This is a genomic window from Saonia sp., from assembly GCF_056326165.1.
Window position 1 is genome coordinate 249,785 of the sequence record NZ_JBWFBN010000001.1, and the last position, 18,451, is coordinate 268,235.

General features: G+C 38.5%; 18 protein-coding genes and 1 tRNA gene. 16 read left to right on the forward strand and 3 right to left on the reverse strand.

The features are described from left to right. Positions 1–23 precede the first annotated feature (23 nt). Positions 24–524 (reverse strand): GNAT family N-acetyltransferase, encoded by a 501-nt coding sequence (locus tag AC000W_RS01065; protein ID WP_474745291.1) that lies wholly within the window; start codon positions 522–524, stop codon positions 24–26. Between the two features lie 53 nt (positions 525–577). On the opposite strand from AC000W_RS01065, the gene AC000W_RS01070 reads away from it, so the two are divergent. The 4 genes from AC000W_RS01070 (at position 578) to AC000W_RS01085 (ending at position 1,818) form a co-directional block, all read left to right on the forward strand. Beyond that, positions 578–1,375, forward strand: coding sequence for a universal stress protein (locus AC000W_RS01070; RefSeq protein WP_474745292.1), 798 nt, complete (start codon positions 578–580; stop codon positions 1,373–1,375). Between the two features lie 125 nt (positions 1,376–1,500). Next, positions 1,501–1,674: a GIY-YIG nuclease family protein gene (locus tag AC000W_RS01075; RefSeq protein WP_474745293.1), complete on the forward strand. Its 174-nt coding sequence runs from the start codon at positions 1,501–1,503 to the stop codon at positions 1,672–1,674. Further along, complete coding sequence (locus AC000W_RS01080; RefSeq protein WP_474745807.1) at positions 1,629–1,751, forward strand: hypothetical protein; 123 nt, start codon at positions 1,629–1,631, stop codon at positions 1,749–1,751. The genes AC000W_RS01075 and AC000W_RS01080 overlap by 46 nt, the downstream gene beginning before the upstream one ends. Further along, positions 1,742–1,818, forward strand: a tRNA-Ala gene (locus tag AC000W_RS01085). The genes AC000W_RS01080 and AC000W_RS01085 overlap by 10 nt, the downstream gene beginning before the upstream one ends. Before the next feature lie 224 nt (positions 1,819–2,042). Here the strand turns inward: AC000W_RS01085 and AC000W_RS01090 are convergent. Then, positions 2,043–2,954: a helix-turn-helix domain-containing protein gene (locus AC000W_RS01090; RefSeq protein ID WP_474745295.1), complete on the reverse strand. Its 912-nt coding sequence runs from the start codon at positions 2,952–2,954 to the stop codon at positions 2,043–2,045. A gap of 193 nt (positions 2,955–3,147) precedes the next feature. Between AC000W_RS01090 and AC000W_RS01095 the strand changes: the two genes are divergently transcribed. The 12 genes from AC000W_RS01095 (at position 3,148) to AC000W_RS01150 (ending at position 17,183) form a co-directional block, all read left to right on the forward strand. After that, positions 3,148–4,215 carry an alpha/beta hydrolase gene (locus tag AC000W_RS01095; RefSeq protein ID WP_474745296.1) on the forward strand — a complete coding sequence of 356 codons (1,068 nt, stop codon included), beginning with the start codon at positions 3,148–3,150 and terminating at the stop codon, positions 4,213–4,215. A 28-nt stretch (positions 4,216–4,243) separates the two neighbouring features. After that, on the forward strand, positions 4,244–4,714 hold the full coding sequence (locus AC000W_RS01100) for a nuclear transport factor 2 family protein (protein ID WP_474745297.1): 471 nt from the start codon (positions 4,244–4,246) through the stop codon (positions 4,712–4,714). A gap of 11 nt (positions 4,715–4,725) precedes the next feature. Continuing rightward, on the forward strand, positions 4,726–5,175 hold the full coding sequence (locus tag AC000W_RS01105; RefSeq protein WP_474745298.1) for a nuclear transport factor 2 family protein: 450 nt from the start codon (positions 4,726–4,728) through the stop codon (positions 5,173–5,175). Between the two features lie 49 nt (positions 5,176–5,224). After that, positions 5,225–6,871: a carboxylesterase/lipase family protein gene (locus AC000W_RS01110; RefSeq protein WP_474745299.1), complete on the forward strand. Its 1,647-nt coding sequence runs from the start codon at positions 5,225–5,227 to the stop codon at positions 6,869–6,871. A gap of 37 nt (positions 6,872–6,908) precedes the next feature. Then, entirely contained in the window at positions 6,909–9,077 is a 2,169-nt protein-coding gene (locus AC000W_RS01115) for a pyrroloquinoline quinone-dependent dehydrogenase (RefSeq protein ID WP_474745301.1), read from the forward strand. Positions 9,078–9,155: 78 nt separating this feature from the next. Next, the gene (locus tag AC000W_RS01120) at positions 9,156–9,611 is read left to right on the forward strand and encodes a (2Fe-2S)-binding protein (RefSeq protein ID WP_474745303.1); all 456 of its coding nucleotides are present in this window, start codon (positions 9,156–9,158) and stop codon (positions 9,609–9,611) included. An 18-nt stretch (positions 9,612–9,629) separates the two neighbouring features. Further along, positions 9,630–11,891, forward strand: a complete 2,262-nt coding sequence (locus tag AC000W_RS01125) for a xanthine dehydrogenase family protein molybdopterin-binding subunit (RefSeq protein ID WP_474745305.1) — start codon at positions 9,630–9,632, stop codon at positions 11,889–11,891. Positions 11,892–11,938: 47 nt separating this feature from the next. After that, positions 11,939–14,200 carry a xanthine dehydrogenase family protein molybdopterin-binding subunit gene (locus AC000W_RS01130; protein ID WP_474745306.1) on the forward strand — a complete coding sequence of 754 codons (2,262 nt, stop codon included), beginning with the start codon at positions 11,939–11,941 and terminating at the stop codon, positions 14,198–14,200. Positions 14,201–14,597: 397 nt separating this feature from the next. After that, the gene (locus tag AC000W_RS01135) at positions 14,598–15,467 is read left to right on the forward strand and encodes a toprim domain-containing protein (protein WP_474745308.1); all 870 of its coding nucleotides are present in this window, start codon (positions 14,598–14,600) and stop codon (positions 15,465–15,467) included. 79 nt (positions 15,468–15,546) lie between these two features. Beyond that, entirely contained in the window at positions 15,547–15,843 is a 297-nt protein-coding gene (mbpA, locus tag AC000W_RS01140; RefSeq protein ID WP_474745309.1) for a mobilization protein MbpA, read from the forward strand. Next, the gene (locus AC000W_RS01145; RefSeq protein ID WP_474745310.1) at positions 15,840–16,709 is read left to right on the forward strand and encodes a relaxase/mobilization nuclease domain-containing protein; all 870 of its coding nucleotides are present in this window, start codon (positions 15,840–15,842) and stop codon (positions 16,707–16,709) included. The genes mbpA and AC000W_RS01145 overlap by 4 nt, the downstream gene beginning before the upstream one ends. An 18-nt stretch (positions 16,710–16,727) precedes the next feature. Then, the gene (locus tag AC000W_RS01150; protein ID WP_474745311.1) at positions 16,728–17,183 is read left to right on the forward strand and encodes a DUF6730 family protein; all 456 of its coding nucleotides are present in this window, start codon (positions 16,728–16,730) and stop codon (positions 17,181–17,183) included. Positions 17,184–17,366: 183 nt separating this feature from the next. Here AC000W_RS01150 and AC000W_RS01155 read toward each other — a convergent pair whose 3' ends face one another. Continuing rightward, positions 17,367–18,353, reverse strand: a complete 987-nt coding sequence (locus AC000W_RS01155; RefSeq protein WP_474745313.1) for a helix-turn-helix domain-containing protein — start codon at positions 18,351–18,353, stop codon at positions 17,367–17,369. Between the last annotated feature and the right edge of the window lie 98 nt (positions 18,354–18,451).

Below are 18,451 nucleotides of genomic sequence, written 5' to 3' on the forward strand. Positions count from 1 at the left end.
TTTGTTTTCAAAAAATATTATTTCTATAAGACAAGTTCATAACAATGAAAGGGGTGTTCACTTTGCTTAGGAAAAAAGATATTTCCCAATTTTTGATACCCCCTTGCTTCATAAAACCGTTGATTTCTTTTATTCTGACTAAAAGTATCTAACCTTACTGAAGTAAAACTATTTTCTTTAGCAAAATTTTCTGCGAAAGTCATTAACTGTTGAGCGTATCCTTTTCCTTGCAAATCTGGGTGTACTGCCAATCTATGAATGTACACATTGTTTTTATTGGGTGTTAACCATTCTATGGGAACATATTCTTCATCCATAAAAGTTGAAACAACAACAGTTCCAATAATTTTTGCATCAATCTCTAGAACATACAGTTCTTTTCTTTTTATATCGTTTTTAAAAGCTGCTGCGGATGGGTAATGTTCGTTCCATTGGTATATACCATTGGCAATCATATATGTGGCGCAGGATTTTGAAAGTGATAGAATATCAGGGATTTCCGATATCTTTGCATGTCTTATCATACAACGAAATTAATTTAGTTGTAAATTTATCATATAACGCATAAAATAATATCATGAAAAATATTTTAGTTCCTATAGGTACCTCACCAGATGCTCACGAGACTTTACAGTATGCCGTACATTTTGCTGCTGAATTTTCTGCACAGGTTTATGTGATGGAGGTTTTTAGTGTTTCCGTTGGTGCTGGAAATTTAGCCAATATAGCAGACAAAGTTACTAAAAGCAGTATGGAACACTTAAGGGAGATAATCAACAAAGTTGATGCTGGAAAGGTTGATATAAAAATTGCTACCTATAATGGGGAACTTGTAGATGGTCTTAATAAAATTGATAAGGAACTGGGAATAGATTTATTGATTATGGCTCCTAGAAGTAATGATATTAAAGAAGAACTCTATTTGGGAAACACTTCTGGACCTATTATTAAAAGAACTAATATCCCTACTTTAATAGTACCAAAAGGAACTGCTTTTTCTCCTTTTAAAACCATATTGACAGCTTTTAAGTCTGGAATTGTAAAAAGGAAAAGCACACTTAATCCGTTAGAAAGAATTAGTAAGAGATTTAAATCCACCGTTAATCTTTTGCTGGTGAAAACACCAGGCTATTCGGACAATGATTTAAAAGTAAACCCAGCCTTAATGGATATAAGTTCCAATTTGTCCATAACTGATAATGCTACTACCTATCAAGGAGTTTTGGAGCATTTTCAAGCTCATCAGCCAGATATGTTATGTGTATTTAGAAGAAAACGGGGGTTCTTTAAGAAACTATGGGAAAAAAACACAATCCTAAAGTCAGAGTTCTTTGTAAAAATACCGGTATTGGTACTCCCATCTTTAAAAGATTAAAGCATAGAGATTTAATTTTGATACTTATTTAAAAAGCATTTTCTTTGTCTGGCAAGGGGGATTAGCCTGCCCGACTGAAGTCGTTCAGGCGGGCTCAGCTGGCAACTTTAATTAAAGTGTAATACATGTATTATACATACGTTCTTTATAGTGATAAATACAAAAGTTATTATGTTGGGATTTCTGCTGATGTGAAGAAACGTTTATTTGAACATAATAATGGGAATTCGAAAAGCACAAAACCTTATATTCCTTGGAGAAAATTGTTCATATTGAAGAGTATGATAACAGAGTTTTAGCAAGGAATAGAGAAAAATATTTGAAAACAGCAGCAGGTAGAAGATGGCGAAAAGATAACATTAATTTGGGGGATTAGCTCAGCTGGCTAGAGCGCTTGCCTGGCAGGCAAGAGGTCACCGGTTCGACTCCGGTATTCTCCACCAATAACAGTAAGGCTTCAAGAGTTTTTGACTTTTGAAGCTTTTTTCATTTGCACGCAATTTGCACGCAAAATAGGTGTGAAATTTGGTTTGCTATCATTTGTTACAAATTGATAATTATATACTCTTTGCAGAATGCTTTTTAATTGAGTGGCCCTATTTTTAGGGCTCTCAATCTAGATTTTTAAATTAAAGAAGTAATAACTTAATGAAACAACAGGCAAAATTTAATTCAACTGTCTGTAATCACTTGGCGAATATCCTACACGCTGTTTAAACAATCTTGCGAAATGTTGTGGGTACTTAAACCCTAGTTCATAAGCAATTTCACTAACCGATTTATTAGGGTCAAAAATTTTAGTCTTTGCAACTTCTATCAATTTTACTTGAATATACTCTTGTGCAGATTTTCCCGTTTCCTTTTTTACTAAATCACCAAAATAATTCGAAGACAAATGTAGTTGGTCTGCAAAATAGCTTACAGATGGTAATCCTTGTTTCAGTGGCTTCTTCGAAGAAAAATAATCAGATAATAGAGAATCGAATTTCTCTAATGAATTTTGATTTACAGTTTCTCTGGTTATGAATTGGCGGTCATAAAAACGTGTGCAATAATCTAGAAAAAGTTCAATACTGGATACTATTAACTTTTTACTATGCTTATCTAGATTCTGCTTTAATTCATACTGTATCTTATCAATTAAACTTAATATTATCTTACGTTCTTTTGCAGATAAATGCAATGCTTCATTGTTTGCGTATGAGAAGAAATTGTAGCTATTTATTTTACGGCTCAACTCGGAACCTATTAGTAAATCTGCATGAAATAAAAGTGCATATCCTTTAGGACGAAAATTGGGGTCATCATATGTTAATCCAATAACTTGGTTAGGGCTTACAAAGACCAAAGTTCCATCATCATAATCATAATCTTTCCCCCCATATTTTAATTTACAACCTGTGGCATCCTTTAAGAAAATCGCATAACAATTAAATCGTAACGCGTCATATCTTTCTATAGCCATGCCCGCTTCAACTACTTCATCAAAATCAACCACACCAACCAAAGGGTGCAAGACTTCCTGCTTTCTCAATGCTAGGTAATCTCTAACCATATTTATGTCCAGTATGTTTTCCATTAAACTTTTATTTTTTGTTAAATATAAGTTATTGATTACCAGTAAATCAAACTGCTATTCTTAAATCTGTAATAATGGTTGGTTAAACCGTAAAACGGGTAGGTTAATTAAAATGAGTACTTCATACTTTTGGGTAATCGAGATTGATATAAATGAATTGTGCAATTACCACAATCAACAAATTATCATAATTATGAAAAGCTTAGCAATAAATATTTTTTACATTTTAGGAGTAGTTATATTGACAACCTCTTCTGTCTATGGGCAAAAAAAACCTATGATTATTCAAGATCAGGGCAGTTTTGCTGTGGGTGGTACCGTAAAAAGTAATCCTGGAACTTTTGATGCCATCAAGAGAACACCAGAAGGGCAAACTTTTCACGGTGACCACGCTTATGTTTTTTATCAAATTCCGGCAGAAGCTCGTAAATACCCATTAATCATGTGGCATGGTATTGGTCAGTTTTCAAAAACATGGGAGACTACCCCAGACGGACGGGATGGCTATCAAAATATTTTTTTAAGACGTAGGTTTAGTACATACATACTGGATCAACCCAGACGAGGTAGAGCAAGTCGTAGCATGGAAGAAGCAACAATAACTCCCAATCCTGATGAGCAGTTTTGGTTTAACATCTTTCGTGTAGGAGTATGGCCAGAATATTTTCCTGGCGTACAGTTTGCTAAGGACGAGGAATCATTGAATCAATATTTTAGGCAAATGGTTCCCAATATGGGTGGTTTTGATACTGAAGTAATTACCGATGCAGCATCACAACTTTTCGACAAAATCGGGGAGGGAATTTTGGTAACCCACTCCCATTCAGGAGGATTTGGATGGTCTACTGCCATGAAAAACGAAAAAGTAAAAGCCATTGTATCCTATGAGCCGGGATCCGGTTTTCCTTTCCCGGAAGGAGAAGTGCCAGAGCCCATAGCAAGCTCATCAGGAGCATTGCAAGCGGTTGGTGTTTCAAAAGCAAATTTTTTAAAGCTGACCAAGATTCCAATTATCATTTATTATGGAGATTTTATTCCTGAAAATTATGACTCAAATCCTGGTACCGATGGTTGGCGAGTTCGCTTAGAAATGGCACGTAAATGGTGTGATGTTGTAAATAAAAATGGTGGTGATGTTACTGTGGTTCATTTGCCAGAAATTGGTATCAAAGGAAATACCCATTTTCCATTTTCTGATCTGAACAATATTGAAATTGCCGATTTGATGTCTGAATGGTTGAAGAAAAAAAAGTTGAATTAAATCATAATAACTTTAAAATAGAACACAAATGAAAAACTCAAAGTTACATACACAATTAATGACCTTATTTTGCCTGATTTTCGCCATTCAAAGTTCTTTTGCGCAAAATAATACTGTTGAACAAGAAATTAAGGAACTCTCTAAAGCCAAATGGCAATGGATGGCAGATAAAAATGTAGAAAAACTGGCCGAGCTATTTCATGACAAATCCAAATTCGTACACATGAGCGGATCCTGGAAAAAGGAAAGGGAACTTGAAATAATTAAAACAGGAAGCATTTGGTACAAGCAGGCGGATGTTCATGACGTTGCGGTAGAGACATTTGGAGACAATACCGCTGTACTATGGAACCGTATTACGCTAACTGCCCACGTGAGAGGAAACGATGTTCAAAATGAATTTACCGTAACCGAATTCTATAAAAAGGAAGGGAACGATTGGAAATTGCTTGACCTGACCTTTAGCAGTGTACGGGATACACACGAAATAGAACACTAAATAAAAACACTATGATAAACAAGAAACTGATTTTAGTTGTACTGATTGCTTTTTTAAGCATGCCTATGGCTATGGCGCAATCCGCGGATATTGAACAGGAAATCAAGGAACTCTCCACCAAAAAATGGCAATGGATGGCGGATAAAAATGCTGACAAGCTTGAGGGACTTTTTCACGACAAGGCTAAGTTCGTTCATATGGGCGGCACTTGGGGAAAAGAACGTGAAGTGGATATAATTAGACAAGGCTTCATCCACTATAAAAAAGCCGATGTACACGAAGTCATGATTGAAGTATTGAACGAGAACACAGTCATATTGTGGAACAGAATCACCTTATTGGCCGTTGTTGGCCCTAATGAGGTTACCAACCCCTTTATGGTCACTGAAGTATATGCAAAAGAAGATAATGAATGGAAATTGGCTGACCTGACTTTTAGCAAACTGATGACCAGGAATTAGGCAATATAACTACCAATTAATTCATAGTAAGAAATTAAAATTAAATAACATGAAAAATATTTTTACGGTATTTGTAACTTTCATTTGTTGCGTATCATGTGCTCAGAAAACAATTTATAATTCGTCTTCCTCTTTAGATGCCTTAAAGGTGAAAACGGAAGCTGGTTTGATTCGTGGAGCTAGCGAGGAAGATGTAGTTAGCTTTAAAGGAATTCCTTTTGCTGCTCCTCCAGTTGGTGAGTTTAGATGGCGCCCACCGCAACCTGTTGAACCATGGGAAGGAATACGTGACGCAACCGATTATGGGGCCAACTGCGCTCAGTCTGGCTGGGGAGGAGCTCCCGGAAGCATAGTTGAAGGATCATCGGAAGACTGCCTTTACCTTAATTTATGGAAACCTACAGGTATTAAACAAAATGCAGAATTGCCGGTCATGGTATGGATACATGGCGGCGGCTTTGTTGGCGGTAGTGGTTCCGGACCGGGTATTGCTGGTAATAATTTTGCAAAACAAGGGGTAATTCTGATTACAATTAATTATCGTTTGGGTCGTTTGGGTCACTTTGCATTCCCTGCATTGAGTGCCGAACACCCTGAAGAACCCAAAGGCAGCTATGCCTATATGGACCAAATTGCAGCCCTTCAATGGGTTCAAAAGAATGTTTCAGATTTCGGAGGTAATCCTGATAATGTAACGATTTTTGGTTTTTCTGCAGGTGGCGTGTCTGTTCATTCCCTTATGAGCATACCAGATGCGAAAGGGCTTTTTCATAAGGCTATAAGTGAGTCTGGAGGTGGTAGGGATGGTGTACTTACAGGTAGGCCAATACGAGATGAAGACACCGATATCTTTTACAAGGTTTCAGCCGAAACCATTGGTGTCAACTTTGCAAAAAAACATGGAATTGAAGGTGTTGATTCCGATGCGCTAGCCAAGCTTCGTGCGCTAAGTGTAGAAGAAATAGTGGATGGTGGACAGGAATCGAATGGTGAGGGAGGCCTTCGTATCTATTCTGGCCCAATCTTAGATGGAAGGTTGGTTGTAGAAACAGCAGAAAGTGCTTATAATAATGGGAATCAAATGAAAGTCCCCTTAATGATCGGTTCAAATAGTGCAGAGATAGGTGGCAGTTTTGTCAACGCCAGTACTACAAAAGAAGAGCTTTTTGCCCTTTTTGGAGATCTTAAAGAGGAAGCAAAGGCAGCTTATGATTCAGATGGTACCAAAGACTTTACCGAAATCATCACAAAGTTCAATACAGACTGGGTTTGGGGCGAACCTGGCCGTTTTGCTGCCAAAGCCATGTCAGAACAGGGTGAACCCACATTCTTTTACCATTTTGGTTTTGTCCCAGATCCGATGAAAGCAATGATGCCATATGGAGCTGGACACGGCTCTGAAGTAGGTTATGTTTTTAAAAACCTCAATGCCCGTTTTGGTAACCCTGAAACAACACCTGAGGATATATCTGTTTCGGAGATAATGAATGCCTATTGGGTAAATTTTGCCAAAACTGGCGACCCTAACGGTGACGGACTTCCCAAATGGCCCTTGTACAACCAAAAGGATGACCGAATTCTAGATGTGCAATTGGACGGTAAACCTGTAGGGAAGCCAGATCCTAGAAAAGCTAGGCTAGATGTAATTGAAAAAGCCATTAAAATAAGAGATCAACTACAATCACGTGGAATTTAAAAGGAATTGTTCAGAAAACGGAAAATAAATTGCCAATATGACAATAAAAATTGTACATAATTATATTCATCACTCCATGTATATTGGTCTTCTTTCAATGTTGTTATTGACCAATTGTACTGAGGAAACCAAGGAAAACCATAATAGCTGGACCACCTATAAGGCTGATAACAAGGCTTCAAGCTATTCCCCATTGGACCAAATAAACGTGTCGAATGTTAAGCAATTACAAAACGTTTGGACATTACATGCCAAAGATGTTCCTGATGGGGAAGAACCTGCGCCCTCGAGTCAGTCCAATCCCATCATAATTGATGGTACCATGTATGCGAATTCAAGGAACCAAACCGTATATGCTATTAATGCTAAAACAGGTGAGCAACTTTGGGAATTTATGGCCTTGGAAGAGGGTGCGCCAAGTGCGGCCAGTAGAGGTGTTACATATTGGGCAGATGGGGAAGATAAACGTATACTATACTCTGCGGGAAATTATTTGATGGCCATCAATGCAAAAACTGGTGAGTTGGTCCCCACTTTTGGTGAAAGTGGAAAAGTAAACCTTAATGTAGGTGTTCGTGACAATCCTGAAGAAATTTCGGTAACGTTGACAACACCTGGAAGCATTTTTAAAGACCTGGTGATTATAGGTTCAAGATTGCCCGATTTTTATGGAGCCCCTCCCGGTTATGTTCGTGCCTATAATGTAAAAACTGGAGAATTGGCTTGGACTTTCCATACAATTCCCCATCCAGGTGAACCAGGTTATGAGACATGGCCTCCAGATGCCTACAAATATGCAGGAGGAGTTAATTGTTGGGCAGGAATGAGTATAGATAATGAAAGAGGAACGGTTTATCTGGCTTTAGGCTCACCTTCCTATGATTTTTATGGAGCCGATAGAATAGGTGCCAATCTTTATGGGAACTGTGTTTTGGCATTGGATGCAGCCACAGGTACTTATAAATGGCATTTTCAAACAGTACACCATGATATATGGGATTATGATTTACCTGCACCTCCAAGTTTGGTGACATTTCAAAAAGAAGGTAAAGAAGTTGATGCGGTAGTTCAAACAACAAAACACGGTTTTGTTTTTGTGCTTGACCGTGATACAGGAGAACCAATTTATCCAGTGGAAGAGCGTAAAGTACCTGCCTCCAATCTTCCTGGAGAAGTAGCTTTTGAGACACAACCTTTTCCATTAAAACCAAAACCTTTCGTAAAGCAATTTATGACCGAAGACGACCTTAATAATTATTCCCTTGAAGATCATGCAGCAATCTTAAAAACATTTCGTTCGGTGCGTTATGAAGGTTTGTTCACCCCACCAGATTTAAAAGGAACTCTTTCGTTACCAGCCACAAGAGGGGGAGCCAACTGGGGAGGTTCTGCCTATGACCCCGATACCGATTATCTATATATCAGGGGAAATAATCTTCCTGAAATCCAGACCATCGTTGATGCCGATGAACATTTCAAGGCCCAAAACAATACGCGTTTTGAGTTGGGCCGGGTAACCTATGAAAAACATTGTGTGGCTTGTCATGGTGCTGAAAAACAAGGAATGATGGCAGACGTACCTTCTTTGGTTAATTTGAAAGACAAGCTTTCTGAAAATGAAACCCTACAAAAAATTCAGCAAGGTGGAGGTAAAATGCCAGGTTACAAAGGTGTGATTACTATCGAAGAGGAAAGGGGAATCATTGCCTTTTTGTACGAAATGAAAAACACCACTATTGCTTCCACTGAGGCAATTGATGACCACGATAAACCGACAAGGTATATGAATATAACTCCTTATCGAACATGGAGCGACCCCAGTGGAAATCCGGCACTAAAGTCCCCATGGAACACTTTGAATGCATTGAATCTATCCACAGGAGAATATGAATGGCAAATTCCGCTGGGCAATGATGAAAGCTTACAAGAGGAAGGGGCTCCACCCACGGGATTATTGGCTCGTTCGGGACCTATGGTAACCGCAGGTGGCTTGGTTTTTATAAGTGGTGCGGCCGATAAAAAACTTTGGGCCTTTGACAAGAAAACAGGAGTACTTGTTTGGGAAAAAGAATTGCCTGCCGCAAATAACGCAAATGTGTGCTCTTATGTGATTGATGGCAAACAATATATTGCACTTTGGGTAGGTGGTTCAAAGGAAAACCCTTCAGGGTCTATAATGGCATTTGCATTGTATGATAGTGAATAAAAGGGATATATGAAACTTTAACATAAACCTCATAAATGCCCAATTTTAATTTTATAATTTCAAGCAAACAATAAAATCATGGCAACATTTAAACTGAATATCAACGGAAAAATAAAAGAAGTTGACGTTGACCCGAGCACTCCAATACTTTGGGTTTTACGTGATCACGTTAAACTTGTCGGTACTAAATACGGTTGTGGCATTGCTCAGTGCGGTGCCTGTACCATCCATTTAGGAGATAATGCGGTTCGTTCTTGCCAATTGCCGGTTTCAGCAGTAGGTGAACAAGAAATTACGACTATAGAAGGTCTTTCAGAACAAGGTGACCACCCTGTACAAAAAGCTTGGTTGGACATTGATGTGCCCCAATGCGGTTATTGCCAAGCGGGGCAGATTATGACCGCTTCCGCATTATTGAAAAGAAACCCGAGTCCCTCAGATGCCGAAATTGAATCTGCAATGAATGGTAATATTTGTCGTTGCGGCACATACATTAGAATCAAGAAAGCTATAAAAGCAGCTGCAGAATCTTAATCTAAAAAAGACACGAAAATGGCCTCTATAAAAACAAAAATAGGAAGACGCACATTCATTAAAAACACCAGTTTGGCAAGTGGCGGACTTGTGCTAGGCTTTAGCATTTTAAACTCTTGTAAGCCAAAACAAGCTACTGAAATGGCAGTCAGGGAAATGCCCAAAGAATGGTTCGAGATAAATGCATATTTGAAAATTGGTGATAATAGTTTGGTGACTATCCAATGTCCAAATCCAGAATTTGGGCAAGGTGTAATGACTTCCATGCCTATGATTGTTGCAGATGAGTTGGACGTTTCTTGGGGGGATGTGCTTGTTGAACAAGCTACGTTCAATTCCGAATTATATGGCAATCAATTTACGGGAGGAAGCCGGGGCATAATGTCTCGATGGAACGGTTTAAGAATGGCTGGAGCATCGGCAAGACAAATGCTCGTAATTGCTGCCGCTCAGGTCTGGAAAGTTCCAGCAAGTGAAATAACAACGGCAAATGGTGTTTTGAAACACGAAGCTTCTGGTAAATCGGCTGGTTATGGTGAGATGGCGGCCGCTGCCGCACAAATTCCGGTTCCGGAAGAAATCACCCTTAAAGAGGTAAAGGATTTTAATATTATCGGTCACTCCAAAAGGGATGTGGAAACACATAAAATCATAACGGGACAACCTTTGTTCGGGATAGATTACCAATATGACAATGCTTTGATTGCAATGGCAGCCCATCCTCCGGCCTTTGGATTAAAACTAAAATCATTTGATGATTCGAAGGTGCGAACTATGCCTGGAATTGTGGTTGTCTTTGAAATCAAGACTTTGGAAGATGATTATGAACGAAATTACTTTGACACCGATACATTTACAAATTTGGTGGTAATCGTTGGAAAATCTACTTGGGAGGTCATGAACGCCAAAAAGGAATTACAAGTGGAATGGGAGCCTATTTCAGATACCACTTTTATGATGAATATGTTCGGAAATAAGAGAGAGGTAGTCGTACCCAAAGGTTTGGAAAGTACGGAAAAGCACAATGCAATGATGGCCGAGTATGCTTTAAAACCTGGAAAGGTGGCGAGAAAAGATGGAAATCCTGAAACGGAATTTAAAAATGCGTCCAAGGTTATTGAACGTTCCTACAGTTGCCCATTTTTAGCACATAATTGTATGGAACCCATGAACTTTTTTGCCTATGTTACGGAAGATTCAGCCAAACTGGCCGGGCCGTTACAAGCGCCAGGATTCATTGAGGGTACGTTAGCTGCCCGTTTGGGATTGCCATTAGAAAAAATTGAGATTGAAATGACCCGTATGGGTGGTGGTTTTGGTAGAAGGGCCTATTCACACTATGCCGTAGAAGCTGCGGTGATATCAAAACAATTGAAAGCACCCGTAAAACTGGTCTATACAAGGGAGGACGATATGACTTTTGGTATTTACCGACCTTCTTATCATGCCACATATAAAGCCGCGTTGGATGAAAACAACAACTTAGTTGCTTTTCATGTAAAAGCAGGAGGCATTCCAGAAACGCCACTTTTCGCCAACCGCTTCCCTGCTGGTGCCGTTGACAATTATTTGGCCGAGCAATGGGAGATTAACTCTAATATTACTATTGGAGCTTTCAGGGCACCGCGTTCTAATTTTATGGCAGGTGTGGAACAAGCATTTTTGGATGAAATTGCCGAGGAAATGGGAAAAGATCCAATTGATTTTAGATTGGAGTTATTGAAAAAAGCCAAGGATAATCCAGTTGGCGAAAATAATGATTATGACCCTGACCGTTTGGCAGGGGTGTTGAAACTGACGCGTGAAAAGTCGAATTGGGGAACATCGAGACCAGGGGTTCACCGTGGGGTTTCGGCCTATTTTTGCCATAACAGTTATGCTGCCCATGTGTTGGATATCGTAATGGAAGGAAATACTCCAAAAGTGGAAAGCGTAGTTTGTGCATTGGATTGTGGTATAGTGGTAAACCCTGATGCTGCCTCAAATATGGCTGAAGGTGCCATTGTAGATGGTGTAGGAAATGCCATGTATGGAGAGCTTACTTTTAAAGATGGTAGTACGGAACAGACCAATTTTGACACCTATAAAATGATTCGCCATAGCGAGGCTCCAAAAAATATAGAAGTGCATTTTGTTAAGAACGAAATTGACCCAACTGGATTGGGTGAACCACCTTTTCCACCCGTTATGGGTGCTCTGGCAAATGCGCTGTACAAAGCCACGGGAAGAAGGCACTACCATCAACCTTTTGGCACGGACAAACCACCCTTGGTGGGATAGTTGATTTAATAAAATGCATACCAAAATTTGAACTAAAAAGAAATATCATGAATACCATCGTAAAAACCAAAATCGGTCGTCGTGCCTTTATCAAAAACACAAGCTTGGCAAGTGGCGGTCTGGTTTTGGGTTTTAGTTGGTTAAATTCCTGTAAACCAAAAGAAGTTGAAAGGTTATTGCCTTTAGAAATGCCCGATGAATGGTTTGACATGAACGGGTATCTTAAAATTGGAGATAATGGTTTGGTGACCATTATGTCTCCCAATCCAGAAGGGGGACAAAATGTGAAAACATCCATGCCCATGATTGTGGCCGACGAGCTTGATGTTGATTGGCAACATGTCATTGTAGAACAAGCTCACTTAAATACGGAGCTGTATACGCGCCAATTCATTGGTGGTAGTCAGGCTATACGGCATGGTTGGAGCGGACTTAGAACGGCAGGGGCAACGGCACGGCAAATGCTCAAACAAGCCGCAGCGCAAATTTGGGAAGTGCCTGTTGCTGATATTACCACTTCCGAGGGTGTGATAATGCATGAACCCAGTAAAAAATCAGCATCTTATGGTGAAATGGCATCCATAGCGGCCCAAGTTCCTGTTCCAGAAGAGGTATCCCTTAAAAGTATTGATGATTTTAAGATTATTGGGACTTCCCAAAAGAATGTTGATGGACAAAAAATCGTGACCGGTAAACCATTGTTTGGCATAGATACATATCAAAATGGGATGCTTACTGCAATGATTGTACACCCACCTGCATTTGGGTTACAATTTAAATCTATGGAAGACGCCGAAGCTAAAAGAATGCCAGGTATTCTCGATATTTTTCCTATTAAGGTGTTGAACGATGATTATGTAAGGCAGCATTTTGACACCTGTACCTTTCTTGAGGTAGTTGCCATTGTGGGTACATCTACTTGGGAAGTAATGCAGGCCAAAAAAGCAGTACAAGTTACGTGGGAACCCTTTGAAACATATTCTGAAGAACGAGTACCTTATGGTAGGTCTCAAATTACTATGACCATACCTGTAGGATTGGAAAATACAGACATTCATACGGCTGAAATGGCTAAAATGGCAACCAAGAAAACTACTGTAGTACGGAAAGACGGTAACCCAGAGGCAGCACTTAAAAAAGCTGTCAAAATAATTGAACGTACCTATACAGCTCCTTTTTTAGCTCATAATTGCATGGAGCCGATGAACTTTTTTGCTGATGTTAAAGAAAACAGCGCGCAACTAGCTGGCCCATTACAAAAAGCAGAACTTACAGAACACACCATTGCTGCACAATTAGGAATTCCTGAAGAGCAGATTGATATTCAATTAACCCGACTTGGAGGCGGGTATGGCAGGCGCTCTTACGCACATTGGGCAGTGGAGGCAGCACTTATCTCCCAAAAAATGAAGGCCCCTGTGAAGCTAGTATATTCCCGTGAAGATGATATGACCGGAGGCATTTATCGTTCTGCGTATCATGTGTGTTATAAAGCAGCATTGGATGCAGACAATAACTTAACAGCGGTACATGTAAATGCTGGTGGTATTCCTGAAAGTCCTTTATATGCTAACAGATTCCCAGCAGGAGCCGTTGAGAATTACCTAGCAGAAAGTTGGACAATAAATTCCAATATTACGATAGGATCTTTTAGAGCACCACGCTCCAACTTTATGGCCAGTGCAGAACAATCTTTTTTGGATGAAGTAGCCGAAGTTGCTGGGAAGGACCCTATAGATTTTAGATTGGAACTGCTAGAGCAAGCTAAAAACAATCCCGTCGGGGAACGTAACGATTATGATGCGGAACGCTATGCAGGAGTATTAAAATTGGTGAAGGAAAAATCGAATTGGGGCAATGGGGATACTGGTCTTAGCAGGGGTGTATCTGCCTATTTTTGCCACAACTCCTATGCAGCTCAAGTTCTGGATGTAAGGGTCGAAAATGGTAAACCAATTATTCTAAAAGTTACTTGTGCCATTGACTGTGGAATTGTGATAAATCCAGATGCAGCTACCAACTTGTGTGAAGGCGGAATTGTGGATGGGATTGGAAATGCGCTTTTTGGTGAGCTTCCCTTTAAGGATGGTGTACCACAAAAGTCGAATTTTGATAAATATCGTATGATTCGTATGACTGAGGTACCCAAGGAAATTGATATCCATTTTGTACAGAACAACATTGATCCAACAGGATTAGGTGAACCGACCTTTCCGCCGATTTTTGCAGCAGTGGCCAATGCATTCTATAAGTCGACTGGTAAGAGGCTGTACCATCAACCATTTTTAGATAATCCCATGAATGGATAGTATAATCATTCTTTTCGTTTGATGAGAGACTATTCGATAGAGGTTATTCTGTTGTAGGTTACCCCCTGATAAATTGACGAATCCATAAAATAAACGTTTTAAGGAACAGCTTTTAAATAGAATGTCAATTTTTCTTCAATCTGTACTTTTTAAAGCCCTTATTTTTCTGTTTCTTCAAATTTAATTGTTCATAACTCTGTTTTTTCTATTAAACCATCTATTTGTTAATATTCAAACTAGTGTCATTTAGTATTTAATGAAACTAAATAAAATGAAGAATCAGAATAGTTTATTCTATTTAATAGAAATTGAATCAACTTGTTGATTGTCAATTATTTGTGAACAAATAATTATTTTCCCTAGTTTATTTCTTTGCTTATTTTATTAAATTCTTTTCATGAAAGTGAAAGGAAAACTAAGTTGTGAAAAAGCCCGCAATCTTTCAATTTTAGAGGCATTGAAAAGATTGGGGCATTTCCCCAAGAGGGAATCGGAAAAAGAAGCTTGGTTCCTAAGTCCTTTCAGGTCAGAGACCCAAGCCTCTTTAAAGGTCTGCAAAACGTTGTACCGTTGGTACGACCATGGAGCTGGCATGGGCGGGAACGTCATTGACCTTGTTTGCCTAATCACAAAATCCACGGTCAAAGAAGCACTACAGTTTTTAAGTGAAGACAGACCTTCTTTTTCTTTTCACCAGCAGCCCTTTTTCAGTCCCGATACAGAGCATCTAATACAAATCATTAAAATAAAGAAATTGTCCCATATTGCTTTGACCCAATATCTACAATCAAGAAGGATTCAATTAAAGACCGCTTTGAGATTGTGCAAAGAGGTGCATTACCGCCATAAAGGGAAAAACTATTTCGCCATTGGATTAAAAAATGATTCAGGCGGTTGGGAACTACGGAACAAATACTATAAAAATTCCTCTTCACCAAAAGACATTGCCCACATTAAAAACGAAAACAAAAAGCTCATCATAACAGAGGGCATGTTCGATATGCTTTCCTTAATGGAGGATAATATGGAACTGGAAAAGAACAATGATTTGCTGATTCTGAACTCCACAGCATTCATAGAAAGGGCAAAGAAAATTTGTAGTGAATATGATACTGTTGAGCTCTATTTGGATAATGATATAACAGGAAAAAGAATGACCAAAGTACTGATGGAACATTCAAAAAAATGTATTGATAATTCAAACCAATATGAAGGTTATAAAGATGTAAATGAGAAGAAAATGGTTTGTGCTAATCTATCCGTTTGAGTGAGCAATTCAAGATGTGTCTTTGTTGCCACAAAGACCACTTGCTTTGCTCCCGATGGTCGCAAAGAAAACAAAAAAAATGAAAAGAGACTATATCAAATTCAGATGTTCCATCTATGAAAAGAAATTACTCAAGATAAAGGCAAAAAAAGCAGGCATGTCCCTATCGGAATATTGCAGGAGTTCAGCTTTTGAGAACAATATTGTGGAAAGGCTCACAAAAGAACAATTGGAACATTATGCCATGTTGGTTAAATATAAGAACAACTTTAAGAGCATCAGCAATATGTTCAAAAAGCGCAATCCAAAACTGGCAAAAGAAGTAGAACAATTGGCAGAAGAAATTCGAACACATTTATACAATTTCAAGAAATGATAGGTAAGGGAAAATCCATATCGCATACAAGAGCTTCCATCAGTTACGGATGGAACCAGGAGAAAGATGCCGAAATGGTATATACCCAACATCTGGCAGGAGAATCTCCAAATGAAATTACGGACGAGTTCAAAATCATCCAAGAGCAGAACATAAGATGCAAGAACAACACCCTGAGTTTTGTGCTGAGCCCCACCATAGAGGACGGACAAAAATTGAGAAAAGAAGAACTAAAAGAGCTTACTCAAAGTTTTATAAAGAAAATGGAATTGAAGGAACACCAAGGCATTGCATTTGTCCATAGGGACAAACAACATACCCATGTCCATTTGTACGTGAACAGGATAGGCTTTGATGGCAAGGCATACAATGACAGCTTCATTGGAAAAAAAAGCCAACATGTAGCCCATGAGGTCGCCAAGGAAATGGGTTTGACCACAGCAAGGGAAGTACAACAAGAAAAGCTGAACGAAATAAGTAATATCAGAAATGAAATTAAAAAGGCCAATGAACGAGTCATGGCAGAAATGAGGCCAAAGGATTTTGACCAATACATTAAATACATGAAGCAAAATGAAATAGAAGTCATTCCCAGTATCAACAAATCAAACAAGCTGCAAGGGTTTAGGTTTGAATACAAGGGACATAACCTAAAGGGAAGCGAAGTGCACCGTTCCATGTCCGGCAACAAACTGGCCATACAAATATCCAATAATAACCAAAAAGGAATTGAACTGCCAGAGAACAACACTATCAAACTATTGGGGAAGACCACAGAACTCAGTATCAATTTAGCTGCAAGCTTGGCCAAGAAGGCCATAAAAATGACAATCAAAAAAGCCTTGGACCATGGGATGGGGATTTAACAAACAAAGAAAAGCACTATGAAAAAATTGGATGACATAATGGAACTGTTGACAGAAGAGATAGATGGGTTCAACAAGTCAATAACAAAACTGGAAAAGCTTTCTGAGAATATAAGGAACACAAGAATCACAGCAGATTCTTCAGGGATAGAAACCATGATGAATAATTATATAAACAGGGAAGAAGTGACTTCCATATATTATAAAAAACAACTAGAAGAAATAAACAAGAAACTTAAATGGGGGAAGGTACTTCTCATCCTGTTTTGTATAACATCTGGAATAACAGTATTGACCATGGGGTACTTTGGATACCAGAACATCAAACTTGAAAACGAAAAGGAGATTTATTACAGTGAAGGAAAAGAAGAAACCATGGGACAGTTTCAAGGGTATTTTAATGAATACCCAGAGGCTTATGAAGATTACAATTTGTGGTTAAAGAAACAAAGTCCTGCTGCCAACAAAGAGTAGTGTGCGCCCTATGGGGTTTTTGCTCAACGCTTATCTACCTGAACACTACAAAAACCCCACAGGATCCATGCGCAAAGTTTAGGGGTAAGATATGGGGATTAAATATGTTCTATTTTTATAATCTTAGTTGATGATATATAATCCATGTGGTTTTGGACAGGAATTTTTAAATTCTTTATGAAATCACTTTTTAAGTTTACTTGGTAAATAACCCAACGTTCGTTTGAAGGCATTGGTGAAATGTTGTGGGTTGGTATATCCTACCTCATGAGCAGCTTGAGCTATCGTAAAATCTTCGTTACGTATAAGTGCACTTGCCTTTTCCATGCGTAATCTTGTAATGTATTTGAATATTGTAGTATCATAGACTAGTTTAAAATCCCTCTTTAGTTTTGATTCGTTAAACCCGGCTATAATAGCTAGTTCTTTGATAGGTAGAGTTTTACCTAGGTTTGATTTTATATGTTTCTCTACAATACTCAAACTGGCTATGTCGGTTTTAGGTAAATTAATTTTTTGATAAGGGCTCAACTTCCCATTGGCTTCAACTAATATATCAACCAAGAGAGTCGTAATTTTTGATTGTAGATACGTTTTTTTTAAATGACTGGCTAAGGGGCAAGCTATGATTTCTTCCAAAATTTGGCCATATTCTGGAGAAATTGCACGAGGCTGTTTCCAGAACACAAAAGGTTTACCCTTTTCAACTACATTGTTAATTCTTTTCAATATTTGATCATAGTTGTCCCCTGCTAGTTTTTTAATCAAGCCAATAGTGAATATAATTTCAAGCGTGCGTCTAGGAGAACCCTTATATTCGAGAAGACCATTTGTTATTGGCAAGTAAAACATGTTATAATGAAAATCTGATATTTGCACAAGCGGTTTATGCTGCTCTTTTGGGGTATATTTATAGTTTCCGGCAATTTCAAAATGCAATTTCAACATTGGAAAATTATTTAACACTTGAATACTATAGCCTCCTGGAGCGTTCATATTGTTAATAATAATAAACATTCCATCGAGTTGAAGCTCCTTGATTACACCTGAAACTTGGGGGGTATTTACGATAATATTGTTTTCAATCAGTTTCTTGGTCAAGAAGTCCTTATTGTATTTTTTTCTATAAATACTATTCTTAAAAATATCGCTTTTTAAAGTTGACTCCATTACTTCCTTTTGCGTATATAAAAATTCTTTTCACGGTATTTCACCTTGCAATTCTATTTTAGATTTGCAAAGTTATTTATTTAGACTAAATCTAAATA